Below are 16,942 nucleotides of genomic sequence, written 5' to 3'. Positions count from 1 at the left end.
AATAAAATTAGCATTGTTGATTTAAGAGTTGTTTGTACTATTGATAGTTGCTTGATGAAGGCCTTTTGGGGTGAAAAAAATTTGCTAAAATTTTTGGTAATTAATTTGATTCATCTTAATTTAGTAATGCATGCTGCATAAAGCGCATCTTTGAGATGCAATGAAATTAGTGCTGCCTGGATGCGGCTAACATTCAGGCTTTGTTCCTCTCCCCTCTGCCTGCCCCGTAGTTCCCCTCGGGGTGCGCTGCAGCAGGTTTCGCGGGCTTCCGCCTCGTTGCCTGCTTCTACCGCGGAATGACCGCGCCCAACCCTAATAAACTTTATTTTACCAGGACGGTAAGATTGCCCAACACTGCCAGGGTGCAGGTTTGGAGGGGGCAACCGCGTCCACCTGCTATTTCACTTCCGCCAACGCTTTACCCATATCCTTCACCAGCGACAATATCGCCATGAGCTGATCATGCACTTGTTTCGCTTCCAGCATTTCATCGCGGAGCGGCGTAGCGCCCGCGCCGGCATTGATCTCTTCCTGGCGGCGCTGCACGAGTTCATCCAGGCGCTTGTCCAGGTGGTCGAAGGTGTTCAGCGGGGCTGGCAGCTGGGCTTGTGCCTTGGTGGCGGGGTCCAGCATGAGCAACAGCTGGTCCATATAGCGCAGCAGGTAATCCGTTACCTCCTGGTATTCCTCTTTGGGGAACTGTACGCCATGGTGCAAGCTATAGGAGCCCAGGGCGGCAATATGGGAAGTAAGCGTATGATTAAGCACCACGAAGTGATACACCGTGGAAGCGTTTTTCTGTTTGCTTTTAGGTTCGGTGAGCATACGCTGGAAAGCGGCCATCATGTTGGCGCTGGCGACGTAGGTATCCTTCCGGGCCAGCTTGAAATCAGTGACGGTGACGTTCTCTTTTACATAAACGCCCATCACTGTGTCAAAATAGCGCCGGTTGGTTTCCAGCATTTTCTTCATGTAGTCCGGCAGGAAAGTGTGCTCCCAGCTGGGCCATACGACCATGTTCGCAATGAAAGCCAGCGAGCCGCCGATGAAAGTGTCCAGTACCCGCTGCGCGGCATTGTACAAATCAGATGGGTGGAGGAAGTGCAGCAGGAATATGACGAACGGGGTGACGAAAAACACGCTGAGCGTATAACGGAAGCTCATGAAGCTGTATGCGCCGAGGATACAGAGCAGCATGGCAAAGAAAATAATCGTCCCGTTGCTGGTCAGGTACAGCAGGCCGGCGGCGAATAATGCGCCGAGCACGGTGCCGATTACACGCTGGATGCTGCGGGAGCGGGTCAGTCCGAAGCCTGGCTTCAGGATGACGATGATGGTCAGCAGGATCCAGTACACCCGGTCTAGTTCCAAAGCCATGCCCAGTATGTAGCCGGTAACGGTGGCCAGGCTCACCCGGATGGCATGACGGAAGATGTGCGACTTGAAAGTGAGGTTGTCCCGGAAGGTTTCAAAGTCGTACTTATTACGGGTGGTGAATTTCGAGAGTTCCAGCTTCGGGTCTATAGACTCGTCCTTCAGGCGTTCCAGCCGGGTAAGGCGGTGGAGGTTGTACACGCGCTGCGCCATATCCTGCAGATTGGAGAGGATGTTGGTGAGCGGCATCGTGCGGGTACGTTCCCGGAGGGTAGGGAGCTTTAAGGTGATTTCAGCAATTTGCTTCCTTACCTTTTCCATGCCCAGCTTCAGGTTGGCTTTGGGGAGACTGCGCTGCCCGGCGGCCACGGCAATGCCTATATTTTTGAGTTCTTCTACGAAGTCGAGAATAAGGGAATGATATTTATCCAGGATGTCAGCATCCTTAAAATCCCGCTGCAGGGCTTTGTAATCGGTTTGAGAGGCCATGATCTGCTCCTGGAGGTCCACCATGTCCAAAAAGATCAGCACCATGCTTTTGTTGATGCTGGTGGTACCCTGTTGGGCGGAGCGGCGTTTGAGGAGCAGTTCGCGGACGTTTTCCTGCTTTTCGTTGACCAGTACCTGTTGGGCTACGACCTGGCGGTAGTTTTCATCCACATCCACACCGGGCACGTAGAAGTTGGCCCGGAGTTCCAGGTAGCGCGCCGTTTGGATGATACAGTCGCCCAGCGCCTGCTGTACGTTCAGGTAGGGCCGTATCTGCCAGAGGATCAGGGCCAGCAAGGCATACCAGATGCTGCCCAGTAATACCATGAGGGCGTGAAGCATAACTACGGCGGGCGTCTGCAGGGATTCCCCCAGGATGGATACCAGCACCAGCAGGCAGCCGGTGCCAATGTTGCCTCCCCGGTTGCCGTACACCAGCAGCATGGCAAAGAAGAAGCAGCAGGCAATGATCCAGGCGATCATTGCAAAATGATACGGGATCAGCAACCCTGTGCCCAGGGCTGTTAAGAAGATGAGGATGGTACTAATAATAAGACCATTCCGTTTGTGGATGATGGTGCCGGGAACGTCGCTGAGGGCGGTACACAGCGCGCCCATCGACATGGCAATGCCGAGTTCCAGCTGGCCCAGGACCATAAATACCAGCGAAGGCACCACCACACTGATGGTAGTACGTAATCCGTTGCTGAAATGATAACTGTAAAGGAATGTCTTAACGTCGTTGATCCAATTATCTGTACGCAAACTCTTTCGGGTTTTGGAGCCACAAAGGTAATTATTAGCCCCCGTTAAAAGAATCCCGGGTATTAATTCTTACAGGAATTTAAATTTTAATTACGGTTTTTAGTATATTTATAATCAGACCATTATAATTCCGGTGTTTTGTTCGGGAATATTAAATATTCACAAGTGTGTATAAAAAAATACCGGAGATTCTGGGTTCTCACTTAATTTACTTTTCAATCGGGTAAAATTATATCTTTGACGCCTTAAAAATCTCGGAGTAAAGTCGTGCGCTTAAAAACACTAGAAATTAAAGGCTTTAAAAGTTTTGCAGACAAGACCGTTTTGCAGTTTGATGAGGGGATTACCGGGGTAATCGGGCCTAACGGCTGCGGCAAAAGTAATATTATCGACTCTATCCGCTGGGTAATCGGGGAGCATAAGATCAGTAACCTGCGTTCTGAAAACCAGGCGGGGCTTGTGTTTAACGGGTCCAAAACCCGCTCTTCCAGTGGTATGGCCGAGGTTAGCCTCACGTTCGAGAATACCAAAAATGTACTGCCTACCGAATTCACCACGGTAACGATTACCCGTAAATTCTACAAAAACGGTGATAGCGAATACCGCCTCAATGATGTAGCCTGCCGCCTGAAGGACATCCATAACCTTTTTATGGATACCGGGGTGAGTACGGACTCCTACGCCATTATTGAGCTCGGAATGGTGGACGATATCATCAAAGACAAGGAGAACAGCCGCCGACGCATGCTCGAGCAGGCCGCCGGCATTTCCATCTACAAAACCAGGAAAAAGGAAGCCAAAGCGAAACTGGATGCTACCGAGGGGGACCTCAACCGCATCGAGGACCTGCTTTTTGAGATCAATAATAACCTGAAAACCCTCGAAAGCCAGGCCCGTAAAGCCGAACGCTTCTACGAGGTGAAAAAGGAATACCGCGAAGCCAGCATCGAACTGGCCAAAGCAGCGCTGGAAGGCTTTAACATCACCTTCAAGGAGCTCTCCGATAAGCAACAGGAAGAGAGCGACCGCAAACTGGCCCTGGAAACGGAGATCAAAGCTGCGGAAGCCGCCGTGGAAGAGGATAAGCTCCACTTCGTGGCCAAAGAGCGGGAACTGCAGACGCTGCAGAAATCCTTCAACGAGCTGGTGGCCACCATCCGAACCAAAGAAAACGATAAAAACCTCGCTACCCAGCAGCTGACCTACCTGCGGGAACGCGAAAAAAATATTACGGACTTCCTCAACAGCGCGGAAGGCCAGCTCTCCGGGCTCACTTCCTCCATCGAATTCTCTGAGAAACAGGTAGTGGAAGAATCCGAAATCTTCGAAACCATGACCGACGAGCTGGAAACACTCCGGGAAATGGTGGAAGAGAAAAAAGAGCGGTTCCAGCAAAAGAAACAGGCCCTCGAAACCCTCCGCAACGACCAGCAACGCTGGCAGCGGCAACAGTTCGAAGCCGAAAAGAAAGTAGCCGTAGCCGATACTTCCGTGCAAAACCTGCAACGCAGTATGCAACAATTGCAGGAGGAGAAAGCCGGCCGCCTGCAACAGATCACGCAGCTGGAAGGGGAAAAAGCAACCCTGCAACAAACGCTGGAAACAGAAAAAAACGCCCTGGAAGAAATGATCCGGTTCCAGGACGAAACCAAAGAAAAAATCCTTGCTACCCAGTCAGATATCGAAGGACTCCGCGACCAGCTCGTAGATGAAAATCGTAAGCTCGATTCCAAAAAGAACGAATACGACCTGCTCAAATCCCTGGTCGACAGCCTCGAAGGCTATCCGGAAAGTATCAAGTTCCTCAAAAAGAACCCCGACTGGAATAACGCCGCACCCATCCTCTCCGACATCTTTTTCTGTAAAGAGGAATACCGCACCTGCGTGGAAAACCTCCTGGAGCCTTACCTTAACTATTACGTCGTCAACAATACTGCTGAAGCCATCCAGGCGATCCAGCTCCTCGACGCCAATAAAAAAGGGAAAGCCAACTTCTTCATCCTGGACCAGTTCCGCCAGCAAGCGGCTAACATCGTGACCCCTCCGGGCACTATTCCGGCTTTGCAGGTGGTGGAGATAGAGGAGAAGTACAAAGGCCTGGGCTATTTCCTGCTGGGTAAAGTATTTATCGGGGAAGATATCAGCCGGTTCGAATTCAGCCAGCTGCCTGCCGATGATGTGGTGCTGATCGAAAAGTCAGGCCGCATGCACCGCGGAAAATACAACATCTCCGGGGGCTCCGTTGGCCTGTTTGAAGGGAAGAAGCTGGGACGCGCAAAAAACCTCGAAAAGCTCGAAGCCGAGATCAAAGACCTCGAAGCCATCGTGGGCAAACTGCGTGTAGCCATCCAGGATAAACACAACGAAGTGCTGGGCTATAACAGCCAGCTCAACGAAAATAATATCAACGCCGGCCGTGATAAAATCAACCAGCTGAGCAACCAGCTGTTTGGCCTGCAAAACCGGATTGAGAACTTCCATCACCTGATCGAAGCCGGGGATAAACGCCTGGAAGAAATGCAGCAATCGCTGGAAACGAACCAGCAAAGCATTTCAGGAGTGAGGGAAGAGCTGGACAACCTGAACGATCGCGTAAATGAGCTGCAGGACAGCATTATTGAGGCGGACAGGGCAGCCCAGGAAGTGGAGCAGCAGTTCAACATGGCGAATGTGCAGTTCAATAACCAAAACCTGCAACATACCCGCCAGCAGAGTAAGATCCAGGCCCTGAAACAGGAACTGGAATTCAAACGCAAACAACTCGCGGACCTGCACACGCAGATCACGAACAATAAAGCGCAACTGGAAGACGCTGCGGCCAACATCGCTGCGGCGGTGGAAAAGCTCAGTCATGCGGACGATGGACTGGTGGAACTCTTCCGCCAGCGCGAAGAGGAAGAGAAAGCCCTGAACGAAAAAGACCAGGAATACTACAACTTCCGCAACCACCTGCAGGAACTGGAAACCACCCTTCGCAGCAAGCAGAAGGCCCGCGAGCAGCTGGACATCCAGCTCAATGCCATCAAGGACAAGGTGAACGAACTCAAACTGCAGCTGGCTTCCATGAAGGAAAGGCTGAGCGTGGAGTTCAAAGTGAACCTGGATGAGATCATTGACGAACAGCGTAGTTCAGACCTGCCGGTGGAAGAACTGCAGGCCAGCGCGGAAAGGCTGAAAAAGCGGCTCGAAAATATGGGTGAGATCAACCCTACGGCCATCGAGGCTTTCCAGGAAATGAAGAAGCGCTATGAATTTATCCTGGAGCAGAAAACGGACCTCGTGAACGCGAAAGATTCCCTGCTGGCTACCATCCAGGAAGTAGAGTCTACTGCGAACCAGAAGTTCCTGGATACCTTCAACACCGTAAAAGAAAACTTTATCCGGGTATTTAAAGCCCTGTTTACCGAGGAAGATCAATGCGATATGATATTGAGCGACCCCGAAAACCTGGCGGATACCGGTATCGAAATTATTGCCAAGCCTAAAGGTAAGCGCCCGGCAGCCATCACGCAGCTCTCCGGAGGTGAAAAGACACTGACGGCCACTGCGTTGCTGTTTGCCATTTACCTGATCAAGCCGGCGCCGTTCTGTATCCTTGACGAGGTGGACGCGCCGCTGGACGATGCCAACGTAGGCAAGTTCACCAACATGATCCGTAAGTTTTCCGACAATTCCCAGTTCATCATTGTAACGCACAACAAACAGACCATGGCCGCTGTGGACGTGATCTACGGGGTGACCATGCAGGAGCCCGGCGTGAGCAAGCTGGTGCCGGTAGATTTCCGGAGTTTGAACTGATAAACGACTAAGTTTGTTATTACATATTGACTGCTAAATATTATCTGAAAAAATAAAAAAACACTAAACACTATGGGCGCATGGGGCACCAGAAACTTTGAAAACGAAGGATCTCAAGACTGGGTTTTTGATTTGATCGACAACAAAGATGGTGGTATGGTAGCTGATACGCTGGCACGTATCATCAATAATCATGAGAAACTTGAAGTTTCCGATTGCGAAGAAGGACTGGCTGCTGCTGAAACAGTAGCTGCTTTGGTAGGCCGTGCCAGTGAGGATTTTCCGGAAGATCCGCTGGACAGACTGGATATCTTAAACCTGATCGGTACGAAAGCACTGAGAAATCAGGCCATCACTGCAGTTAAAAAGATCGTTGCCGATTCCGGTATGCGCACTGCATGGGAAGAGGCCGGACAGCTGGAAGAATGGGAAGGCATCCAGGCCGGACTGATCAAAAGGCTGGAAATCTAGTTCCTGCATCAATTTCGACATCGTACAGGCGCCTGTTGCCTGTGGTCAACTTATACGAGAAACGCCCGCCTGGCATATGCCGGACGGGCGTTTCTTCTTATAGCTTTAGTGTGTTCTCTAAAAAATACCTTAGTATGGTTTTTCAGGCACTCCTCCGTTATCCCAGTAAAATACCTGCAATAGTCGCAGAGAGATAGGAAGCCAGGGTGCCGCAAAGCAGGGCCTTCAGCCCGAGTTTCGCGAGGTCGCTCCTCCTGTCTGGCGCCAGCTCCCCGATACCGCCAATCTGCATGCCCACGCTGGAAAAGTTCGCAAAGCCGGCAATGGCTATGGTTACAATCGCTATTGCTTTAGGAGAAACTACCTCTACTTTATGGGAGGTGAGGCTCTTAAACGCCACAAATTCGTTGATGGTTAACTTCTGCCCGAGCAGGGTCGCTACTTTACTCACATCATCCGTAGGTACGCCCATGGCCCAGGCCATCGGAGTGAAGAGCTTACCGAAAATCCAGTCCAGGCTGAGGTCGAAGTTAGGATTGAAGATATGCCCTATGTGAATGAGGCACCAGTCGAGCAGGGCGATCAGCGCGATAAACCCGATCAGCATGGCGATCACGTTCATGGCAATTTTGAAACCATCGCCGGCGCCGTGTGAAATAGCATCAATCACGTTGGTATAATTGCTTTTCACTTCCATTTTCACCCTGCCCATGGTTACGCTTTCCTCCGTTTCCGGGAATACGATCTTGGAAATTACCAGCGCGCCCGGCGCTGCCATGAGGCTGGCCGTGATGAGGAAAGGCGCAATGTCCATTCCTGCCTGGAAGCCCATGTTGGCATATACCACGAGGATGCCGCCGGCGATACAGGCAAGGCTGCCGCTCATGGATGCAAGCAATTCACTTTTGGTCATGGAGGAGAGGTAAGGACGGATCATTACCTGTGCTTCCACCTGGCCTACAAAGGCGCTGGCTACGTTGCTGAGCGCTTCCGCGCCGCTCACCCGCATGATGATATTCATAGCACGGGCGATGACGGCTACCACGCGCTGCATAATGCCGAAGTGGTATAAAACGGCTACCAGCACACAAACGAGGATGATGGTGGCGGTAACGTTGAAGGCAAAAACAAATCCGCCGCTGGCATAATCGGCAATAGTGCCGGTTGGCGGCTGGGATACGCCGATACCTCCGTAGACGAAGGCGGCGCCCTGGCGGGCAAATGCTTCCAGCTTGCCCATCGCGTGGCCTACCTGCTGAAAGAACCAGGTAACCGGCGGTACTTTAAACACAAGAATCCCTATCAACACCTGCAATGCAATACCACTTAATACCAGTCTGTAATTGATCTTGCTCCTGTTGTTCGAAAATAAAAAGGCTATACCCAAAATAAGTACAATGCCTATCAAGCCCTGAAAGCGTCCCATAGATGCAAATAAATCGTAAAATGTATGCAAATTAGCGACGAAGATAAGGGTTTTTTCTTCAGTCGCCGCGAATTGCAGGGAATTCATTTGGCACCCGCCACTGATGTAAAGTTGATCATAAAAAGTTTTAAAAAACTGTATTTTTAACCCTTGCAATAGATCATAAGATGGGCCGTTACCAATACCTTATTTTTTCCGCGTTAATACTGGCTTTTGTTGCCTGTAACCAACATACCGCTACTGACAATACCGCGCAAACGGACAAGGATTCAGCCGCTGTGCTGGAAGGCCGCGAGGCTATCAAACATATGTCGCTGGACGACGACCTGGAAGTGCAGCTGGTAGCGCAGGAGCCCATGGTAGTTGCGCCGGTGGCCATGACGTTCGACTTCAGCGGCCGCATGTGGGTGGTGGAGATGACGGGCTTTATGCCGGATACCACCGGTAACGGCGAAGATATCGCGAACGGAAAGATTGTAATACTCGAAGATAAGAACGGGGACGGCGTGGCGGATGAACGCACCGTTTTCCTCGATTCCCTGGTGCTGCCGAGGGCCATTAGCCTGGTAGACAGCGGTATCCTCGTGGCGGCGCCGCCCAACCTCTGGTACTACGAAATCCATGGCAATAAGCCGGGGAAACGCACCCTCGTAGACGACCATTACGCCGATGGCGGCAATGTGGAACACCAGCCCAACGGGTTGCTCCGGGCAATGGACAACTGGATCTACAACGCAAAATCGGATAGCCGTTACCGTAAGATCGACGGAAAGTGGGTGAAGGAACATACCCAGTTCCGCGGGCAATGGGGAATTTCCCAGGACGATGAGGGCCGCCTGTTTTATAACAACAATTCCCAGAACCTCCTCGGGGATTACTTCCTGCCTGGCCTCTCCGGCAAAAACACGCACCAGCGCGAAGCTGCCGGCTACGATGAAAAGGTGGTGAAAGATAACAACGTATATCCGGCGCGTAAGAACCTCGGTGTGAATCGTGGCTATGTGAAAGGCGTACTCAATGAAGAAGGCAAGCTGATCTCCTTTACGGCGGCCTGCGGACCGCATATTTACCGGGGGGAGTTGCTGCCGCCTAAATACTATGGCAGCGCATTCGTAGCCGAACCGGCGGCCAACCTGATCAAATGGAACCTCCTGCGCGACAGCGGGGGAGTGGTTACCGGGGAGCAGGCATATAAAGGCAAAGAGTTCCTGGCGAGTACGGACGAGCGTTTCAGGCCCACTAACCTGATCACCGGCACAGATGGGGCGTTGTATATCACGGACATGTACCGGGGCATTATCCAGCATAAAACTTACCTGACGCCTTACCTGAAGCAGCAGATAGCTGACCGTAAGCTCACGTTGCCGCTGAACTGCGGCCGTATTTACCGCATTGTGCCCAGGGGCAGTCATCCGATACTGCTGAAGGCGGGGTTGAATACCTCTTCCCTGCTGACGTTGTTGCATCATCAAAACGGGATCATCCGGGATATGGCGCAACAGCAGCTGGTAGACAGGAAGATGCTGTCTGCCGCGCCGCTGCTGCGGGTTGCACTGCACGATACTACGAGGCCTTTTACCCAGCGGCATGCCCTCTGGACGCTCGAGGGCTTAGGGGCGCTCACTTTGGCTGATGTGCGTTTTGCGTTGGACAGTTCGTCGCCCGGACTGGCAAAACAGGGCATAGCGGCATTAAGTTTTCTCTACAACCAAAAAAACAGCACTATAATTACCGGGATAATTGACAGCTTATTGCGGCAACCTGCCACGGCACGTTATGCCGCGTGGCTCCTGCCGGCGGTAGGGAAGTGGGATAAAGCTGCGGCCGGGAGGATGGAACAATATATCATTGCACATTATGCGGGCGATCGCTATATGGCCGCGGCCCTGGTAAACAATGCGCAGGACCGGGAGCGGGCGTTGCTGGAGCAGTTGCAGGCGGTGAATAAAGACACGACGATTGCGCTGTATAAGGCGCTGACGGCCACTATGGAGGATATGCAGAGCGCTGCCGAAAAGAAGAAGATGGAGGCGCTGGAACTGCTGTATCCCCGCGGGCGCGAGGTGTTCACCAATATTTGCCAGACCTGCCACGGTAAAAACGGGAACGGCATTGCTTCCATGGCGCCGCCGCTCAACGAGAGCAACTGGGTGAACGGGGACAAGAAAAAGCTGGCGGCTATAGTGTTATATGGCCTTACCGGGCCGGTTACCGTGCATGGAAAGGTGTACCAGTCGCCCGAAATCAGCGGGGACATGCCAGGAATTGGCGCCAGCGATGAATACAGCGATGCGGACATTGCGCAATTACTCTCTTTCCTGCGTGCGGCCTGGAAAAATAAAGCGGGCGAGGTAACGGAAGCAGATATCAAAGCGGTGAGAAAGCAATATAACGGCCGCCAAAAGCCCTTTACAGCCGCGGAATTACAATAGATAAACTCCTGAAATATGCATAAATATTCAATGTTGCATGAGCAGCATTGAATATTTACAAAAGAAAAAGCAACAATATTTAATGTCTTGAAATCATAGCTGAAGTGCATTTTCGTGAAGGAAATTAACCCTATCTTTGCCCTGTAATGACAAAGGCAACACACATACGAACGCAGAGAAACCTATGTACAACAGCTTGCTGTACTTGCGGCGTCACGTTGCCATTTTTATCCTGCCCCAAAGACTTCAACATTTTAACCCGGACAACTTAATGGAAAGAGATTAGTTGTTCGGGAGGATCGCAGCCTGGCACAACGCAGGCGCAATATCCAAAGCAATTACCAAACAATCTTATAAAAACAACTTTATGAATCATCGGATTGCACGATGGGCGGTTTACTTTTTATGCCTCGTATTGGACATTACCGTAGCAGTGGGGATATATCGCGGTTATCTTAGCGGTTGGATCTTATTACCTGTGGCCGTGGGTTTGAGCATTCTTACCCTGTACGACCGTTTTCAACGAACGCATGCTTTGCTGCGTAACTATCCTGCATTGGGCAGGCTGCGTTACCTGTTGGAGAACATCCGTCCGGAGATGCGTCAGTATTTCTTTGAATCAGATACGGACGGACGGCCGTTTAGTCGCCGTCAGCGTTCTGTCGTATATCAGCGTGCGAAGGATGTGAAGCAAACCGTTGCCTTCGGCGCGTTGGCAGATATGTACGAGCCAGGTTATGAGTGGGCTTCCCATACTGCGTTCCCGGTTAAAGTAAAACCTGAATCACTGCGTGTTACCATCGGTAACGAGCAATGTTCCCAGCCATATAACGCTTCCTTGTTAAACATCAGCGCCATGAGTTACGGCGCGCTGAGTAAAACGGCGGTGCTTTCCCTCAACGGCGGCGCGCAGATCGGCGATTTTGCCCACAACACGGGCGAGGGCGGTATCAGTCCTTATCACCTGGAAAATGGCGGCGCGCTGATCTGGCAGATTGGTACCGGTTATTTCGGTTGCCGTGATGAGGCAGGTAATTTCTCCCCGGCCGTTTTCGAAGCGGCAGCGGCAGCGCCTTCCGTAAAAATGATTGAGCTGAAGCTGAGCCAGGGCGCTAAGCCTGGTAAGGGCGGGGTACTTCCGGCAGCTAAAAATACTCCTGAAATTGCGGCTATCCGTAAGGTGAAGCCGGGTGTGAGCGTATTATCACCTGCGGCGCACACCGCGTTTAGCAATGAATATGAAATGCTGGCCTTCCTGCAGCAGATGCGTAAGCTAAGCGGCGGCAAGCCGGTAGGTTTCAAACTTTGCGTAGGCCGTGCGGACGAGTTTGAGCGCATTTGTACCGCGATGGTGAACACTGGTATTTACCCGGACTTCATCACCGTGGATGGCGCCGAAGGCGGTACCGGGGCTGCGCCGCTGGAATTCACCGACTCCATTGGTATGCCGTTGTACGACGCGCTGGCGATGGTGGTGAATATGCTGAAGCATTACAACCTGAAACAACATATCCGCATTTTGGCCAGTGGTAAGATCATCACCGGTTTTGATATTATGAAAGTGCTGGCGCTGGGCGCGGACGCTGCTTACAGTGCCCGCGGCATGATGCTGGCGCTGGGCTGCATCCAGGCGTTACAGTGCGATAGCGGCAGTTGCCCGGTAGGGGTGGCTACGCAGGACCCGACCCTGTACCGCGGGGTAAACGTGGCGGATAAACGCATTCGCGTGGCTAACTATCACCGCAACACCATTTATGCCCTGGCAGAGCTGATGGGCGCCTGCGGCTTTACGGCTGCAGATAAGGTACAACCGGAAGCATTGTTCCGCCGTGTAACGAGAACGGATATACGTTCTTATGCGGAAATTTATGGTCCGCGTTTGAGCAAGGCCGGCGGCCCGCTGTACCCAGAGCAGATTGCTCATAATTAATCCGGCTATAGTGTTAGCAGTCAAATATGTATCAAAAGAGCAAAAAAGGCTCCGCTTTCCAGCGGGGCTTTTTTTGTGGCTTTACTGATCGATCTGGTATTTTTTCTGAACAGGAACCTGTTTTATATGGAAAACCTTTGCGCACTTATTTTTCCTTATGCCCCTTTGCGAGCAAAAAAAATACCCCGCTGGAAAGCGGAGTATTCGTTCGTAAGTCAGAATATGTATCAAAAGTGCCGATGGCAATCGGCAGAAAAAGCATAAAAAAATCCGCTGCCTGTACAGCAGCGGATTGGTATTGTTATTTGGTATAGCTGATTTTATCGCCGTAACCAATATGGTATTTATCGCAGAAGCCACCGTTTACTTCCAGCACGTACTGCGCTTTTTTGAAGGAAGGCAGACTTTGTTCGGATAACGGTGTGGCGTATTTCTGGATGGATACGATCTCCATTTTATCATCGATATAAATAATATCCAGGGAGATGTAGGTGTTTTTCATCCAGAAGGACCGCTCTTCCATATCCGGAAAGATGAAGAGCATGCCCTGGTCATCTGTCATCGACTTTCTGTACATCAGGCCATCTTCGCGCTGCTGGTCGGTTTGGGCCAGCTGGATATCGATTTTGCGAAGGGTATCGGCGCCGGATTTGGAAACGAATGCCAGGGACGCGTCTTTCCGGAAGGCGATGCCGTTGGCGGTTTCCACCTGCTGCTCCGCTACGGGGGCAGTGGAGGTATCTGTTGCAGCCTGGTTGCTTGATGCAGCCTGGTTGCAGCCGGCTGCGGAGAGCCCGGCTACCAGTAAAAGTTTCAGATATAGATGCATAGATCAGGTTTATTTCAGCAGCAGTTCCTCATCGGAGAAAACTACTTCCGTATAATCTTTGATTTCGTTGTAAACGGTATCCCTTTCCACGGGGCGGCGGCCGGCCTGACGGATCAGCATTGCCAGCTGCGCGGTATTCATGGAGGGGTTCTGTTCTTCTGCACCGGCCATGGAGTAAATTTTGGTGGTATCGTCGATAGTACCATCCAGGTCGTTTACGCCGAAGCTCAGGGTGAGTTGTGCCGTATTTCTTCCCAGCATTGGCCAGTAGGCTTTCAGGTGCGGGAAGTTATCCATGTAAAGGCGCGCGATGGCGTACAGGCGGAGGTCCTCCACGACGGAAGTTTCCGGAATGTCGGACATATCGTTGCCTTTGTTGCGGAATTTCAGCGGAATAAAGGTATTGAAGCCACCGGTTTCGTCTTGCAGGTTGCGCAGGCGCTCCATGTGATCGATGCGGTGGGCAAAGGTTTCGATGTGGCCGTACAGCATGGTAGCGTTGGTGTGCATGCCTCGCTGGTGTGCGGCGCGGTGGATGGCTAACCAGCCTTCCGCATCCACTTTATCATGGCATATTTTAGCGCGGACGTCCGGGTGGAAGATTTCAGCGCCGCCGCCGGGCATGGATTGCAGGCCGGCTTCGTTGAGGATGCGCATACCTTCTTCGATGCTCACTTTTGCTTTGCGGAACATGTAGTCCAGCTCCACGGCGGTAAAGCCTTTGATGTGCAGGTCCGGACGGTGAGCCCTGATTTTTTTGATCAGTTCCACGAAGAAGTCCAGCTGCATTTTAGGGTGTACGCCACCCACGATATGCACTTCGGTAACGGGTTGGTTGTCGTAGCTTTTTACGATGTCCAGCATCTGGTCGATGCTGAGTTCCCAACCGTCTTCCCTGTTTTTGTAAAGGCGGGAGTAGGAACAGAAATGGCAGGTAAAGACGCAGACGTTCGTCGGTTCAATATGAAAGTTACGATTGAAGTAGGTTTTATCGCCATGCATCCGCTCTCGTACGTGGTTGGCTAATGCGCCCAAATATCCGATATCGCCTTTTTCAAATAAGGTCAGTCCATCTTCCGGCGTCAGTCTTTCCTGTCTTAATACTTTTTCGCCTATTGCTTTCAGCGACTGATCCAGTCCGGGTTGCTGCAGTAATACTTCTACAGCGGCATAATCTTGTCTCATCGTTATCTTACTTTCATTAATTTAATGGTGTTGGCCCTGTTCCTGTAAATTAATTTTACAAAATAAACACCATTTGGCTCATTTACCAAATTAAAGGTCATGCGGTTGGCCCTGTTGATAGCAGTGGGGGGCTGGCTGGTGATCAGCTGCCCTGCGGCGTTGTAGATAGCCACCCGCTGCAAGTCTTCCGGCACCTGGTAAAAAGTGACCCAAACGATCCCGCCGGAGGGGTTCGGGTTCACGAGGACGCCCTGTTTTCTCAGGTCTTCATTCACATCCCTGGTGACAATCCTGATATTATCAATATAAATGTTATTCTCTGAATTTGAGATATTTCTGAACGCTATTTGAAATTTTCCTTTACGTACAGCAGCTGTTAAATCCACTGAATCCCTGCGCCATTCGGAGGAGGAAGGAACAAATTCCGTTTGAATGGCGGTTTTATGGGTAATGAGATTGGGCCCCCACTTCTGGTAGACCATTTCTGTGGTGTTCATACAATCGCTGCTCACATGAATCTGCAACGTGTCCCAGATATTGCCGGTGGTAGCAGGGTCTGTGTACACGGCTGCCGCTACGTCAAAAAAGAGGAAGGCGGAGTCGTGCCCCTGGGGGTCCAGTACGGGCGAGAGCAGATCGTCTTGCTGGAAGTTGGTATTATAGCCCAGGTTGCGGATGAGGGCGGAGGCGCTGCTGTTGCTGCCTACATCCCGGATGCGTTCCCAGGTGAAGCTCCTGTCAGGGTTGCGTATAGCCCAGCCGGGAGGCGGGAAGCTGTCGTTTTCGAAGCCTTCCATGAGCGGGAGCGCTACTTCCGCGTCGTAATTGAAACGGGCGGCAGCTGTATCGTTAGCGGGGTCCCCATCTGGCTGCCCGTTGGGTAACTGCGTATAGGCTTTGATGTTATAGTTGCCGATTGGGATGTTGGAAGACGGGAGCGTCACGCTGGTGGAAGTCAGCGGCGCGAGGTTGCCCGTCCAGGTATAGGTATGCACGGCGCCGCCATTCAGCTGATAATTGATATTTACCCGGGTCAGCGCATTAGCGCCTTTATTCCGCAGCGTTACCACCGGCGCAATATTCGGATCGCATAGCTTGCCGACCGGGGCGGAAAGCTGCGTCAAAGCCGCATTATCCGGGTACACCACCGGCGGCGTACAGCCGTCGGAAGTCATCAGGGAAGGGTTGATATTTTCCAGGACGTAGCGCATGCGCGTTACCTGGCCGGCGGTGAAGAGGTTCATGCAGGCGTCGTCCGAATAATCCATATAGTTCATGAACATGATGCCGGGGGCGGCGGGGGAGCAGCGGTCCGTTTTAGGGAAGGTGAAGCAACCAAAGCTGCTGGCGCCCTGGAGGGGCGTATCGGTGATGCCGTCATCGTCGGAGCAGTCGCCGTTATCATCGCCCCAGATATGTTTAAGGCCAAAGTAGTGGCCTACTTCGTGGGTCACGGTGCGGCCTTTATTATACGTGGAGCTGATATTACCGATGGTGCCAAAGGCGTTATAGGCGATTACCACGCCTTCCTGCTCCGGCTGGAATCCGCTGCCGGTAGGGGCAGCGACGCCGAGGTAGCCGCTGGACAGGCGGGTGACCCAGATATTGAGGTATTTGCGGGAGTCCCATGCATTGGAGCCGCCGGTATCGTCATACTTCACATCGGGAGCGCCGTTGGTGATATCGAACGTGCGGGAGCTGGCCACGCGTACGATGCCGCTGGTAGGCTCGCCGTCCGGCGTGCGCTGGGCCAGGCAGAAATTGATGTTCATATTGCCGATGATGGGCTTCCATACATCCGGAACTTTGGAGATATCTGTATTGGAGGCGGTATAATCGAGGTTGAGGGCCGCTATTTGCGACTGTACCTGTGCGTCCGTAACGCTTGCCGGGTTATCGAGTACGATATGCACGACCACCGGGATGGTGACCACCCGGGGGAGCGCTTCTGTTTTCGCTTTCAGCATTTGTTGCACCTGGCCGCGCAGCAGCCTGTTGTTGTATGCCTGGATACTTGCTGCCATGGCGGGTTTTTCGGCTGCCATTTGCTGCAGCACTTCGCTGGTTCCACATTTGCGCTGCGCCTGCAGCGTAGATACGGCTGATAAGGTAAACAGGATAAGAAAAAGTTTGCGCAAAGGCTCGGGTATTTGGTTGTAAAATTGACGATGTAAGATAACGTTTCTTTGTTATACTTGCTACGGGGAGGGGGAAGGGATCGCTTTGCTGTAAAGGCTGCCTGA

At 52.0% G+C, this 16,942-nt stretch carries 10 protein-coding genes; 5 read left to right on the top strand and 5 right to left on the bottom strand.

All coding sequences use genetic code 11. The features are described from left to right. Positions 1-396 precede the first annotated feature (396 nt). A complete protein-coding gene (locus tag BOC67_RS08300; RefSeq protein WP_291909235.1) occupies positions 397-2,628 on the bottom strand; it encodes an FUSC family membrane protein in 2,232 nt (743 codons plus the stop codon). 267 nt (positions 2,629-2,895) lie between these two features. On the opposite strand from BOC67_RS08300, the gene smc reads away from it, so the two are divergent. Beyond that, on the top strand, positions 2,896-6,426 hold the full coding sequence (gene smc / locus BOC67_RS08295; protein WP_291909232.1) for a chromosome segregation protein SMC: 3,531 nt from the start codon (positions 2,896-2,898) through the stop codon (positions 6,424-6,426). Positions 6,427-6,498: 72 nt separating this feature from the next. Beyond that, entirely contained in the window at positions 6,499-6,897 is a 399-nt protein-coding gene (locus BOC67_RS08290) for a DUF4259 domain-containing protein (RefSeq protein ID WP_291909229.1), read from the top strand. A 157-nt stretch (positions 6,898-7,054) separates the two neighbouring features. Here BOC67_RS08290 and BOC67_RS08285 read toward each other — a convergent pair whose 3' ends face one another. Further along, on the bottom strand, positions 7,055-8,323 hold the full coding sequence (locus BOC67_RS08285; RefSeq protein ID WP_291909227.1) for a nucleoside transporter C-terminal domain-containing protein: 1,269 nt from the start codon (positions 8,321-8,323) through the stop codon (positions 7,055-7,057). 167 nt (positions 8,324-8,490) lie between these two features. Here BOC67_RS08285 and BOC67_RS08280 point away from each other — a divergent pair, with 167 nt between their 5' ends. From BOC67_RS08280 to BOC67_RS08270, 3 genes are all read left to right on the top strand, one after another. Further along, positions 8,491-10,755: a c-type cytochrome gene (locus BOC67_RS08280; protein WP_291909225.1), complete on the top strand. Its 2,265-nt coding sequence runs from the start codon at positions 8,491-8,493 to the stop codon at positions 10,753-10,755. A 367-nt stretch (positions 10,756-11,122) separates the two neighbouring features. Further along, entirely contained in the window at positions 11,123-12,685 is a 1,563-nt protein-coding gene (locus tag BOC67_RS08275) for an FMN-binding glutamate synthase family protein (RefSeq protein WP_291909223.1), read from the top strand. A 26-nt stretch (positions 12,686-12,711) separates the two neighbouring features. Further along, the gene (locus BOC67_RS08270) at positions 12,712-12,999 is read left to right on the top strand and encodes a hypothetical protein (protein WP_291909221.1); all 288 of its coding nucleotides are present in this window, start codon (positions 12,712-12,714) and stop codon (positions 12,997-12,999) included. Here the strand turns inward: BOC67_RS08270 and BOC67_RS08265 are convergent. The 3 genes from BOC67_RS08265 to BOC67_RS08255 are packed head-to-tail and all read right to left on the bottom strand — an operon-like array spanning position 12,987 to position 16,837. After that, positions 12,987-13,514 carry a DUF192 domain-containing protein gene (locus tag BOC67_RS08265; RefSeq protein WP_291909219.1) on the bottom strand — a complete coding sequence of 176 codons (528 nt, stop codon included), beginning with the start codon at positions 13,512-13,514 and terminating at the stop codon, positions 12,987-12,989. The genes BOC67_RS08270 and BOC67_RS08265 overlap by 13 nt on opposite strands. A gap of 9 nt (positions 13,515-13,523) precedes the next feature. Next, positions 13,524-14,699, bottom strand: coding sequence for an aminofutalosine synthase MqnE (mqnE, locus tag BOC67_RS08260; RefSeq protein ID WP_291909217.1), 1,176 nt, complete (start codon positions 14,697-14,699; stop codon positions 13,524-13,526). Between the two features lie 2 nt (positions 14,700-14,701). Continuing rightward, complete coding sequence (locus BOC67_RS08255) at positions 14,702-16,837, bottom strand: M43 family zinc metalloprotease (protein WP_291909215.1); 2,136 nt, start codon at positions 16,835-16,837, stop codon at positions 14,702-14,704. Positions 16,838-16,942: the final 105 nt, after the last annotated feature.

Source organism: Chitinophaga sp. CB10, from assembly GCA_001870995.2.
Lineage (GTDB): Bacteria > Bacteroidota > Bacteroidia > Chitinophagales > Chitinophagaceae > Chitinophaga.
Note: the sequence above shows the minus strand (reverse complement) of the source record. Positions and strands in the feature narration are given on the sequence as shown.

Bases quoted from the DNA above. Each gene is read 5' to 3' on its own strand.
- BOC67_RS08290 (WP_291909229.1), top strand. From the start codon at position 6,499: ATGGGCGCATGGGGCACCAGAAACTTTGAAAACGAAGGATCTCAAGAC.
- BOC67_RS08285 (WP_291909227.1), bottom strand. From the start codon at position 8,323: ATGGGACGCTTTCAGGGCTTGATAGGCATTGTACTTATTTTGGGTATA.
- BOC67_RS08280 (WP_291909225.1), top strand. From the start codon at position 8,491: ATGGGCCGTTACCAATACCTTATTTTTTCCGCGTTAATACTGGCTTTT.
- BOC67_RS08275 (WP_291909223.1), top strand. From the start codon at position 11,123: ATGAATCATCGGATTGCACGATGGGCGGTTTACTTTTTATGCCTCGTA.
- BOC67_RS08270 (WP_291909221.1), top strand. From the start codon at position 12,712: ATGTATCAAAAGAGCAAAAAAGGCTCCGCTTTCCAGCGGGGCTTTTTT.
- BOC67_RS08265 (WP_291909219.1), bottom strand. From the start codon at position 13,514: ATGCATCTATATCTGAAACTTTTACTGGTAGCCGGGCTCTCCGCAGCC.
- mqnE (WP_291909217.1), bottom strand. From the start codon at position 14,699: ATGAGACAAGATTATGCCGCTGTAGAAGTATTACTGCAGCAACCCGGA.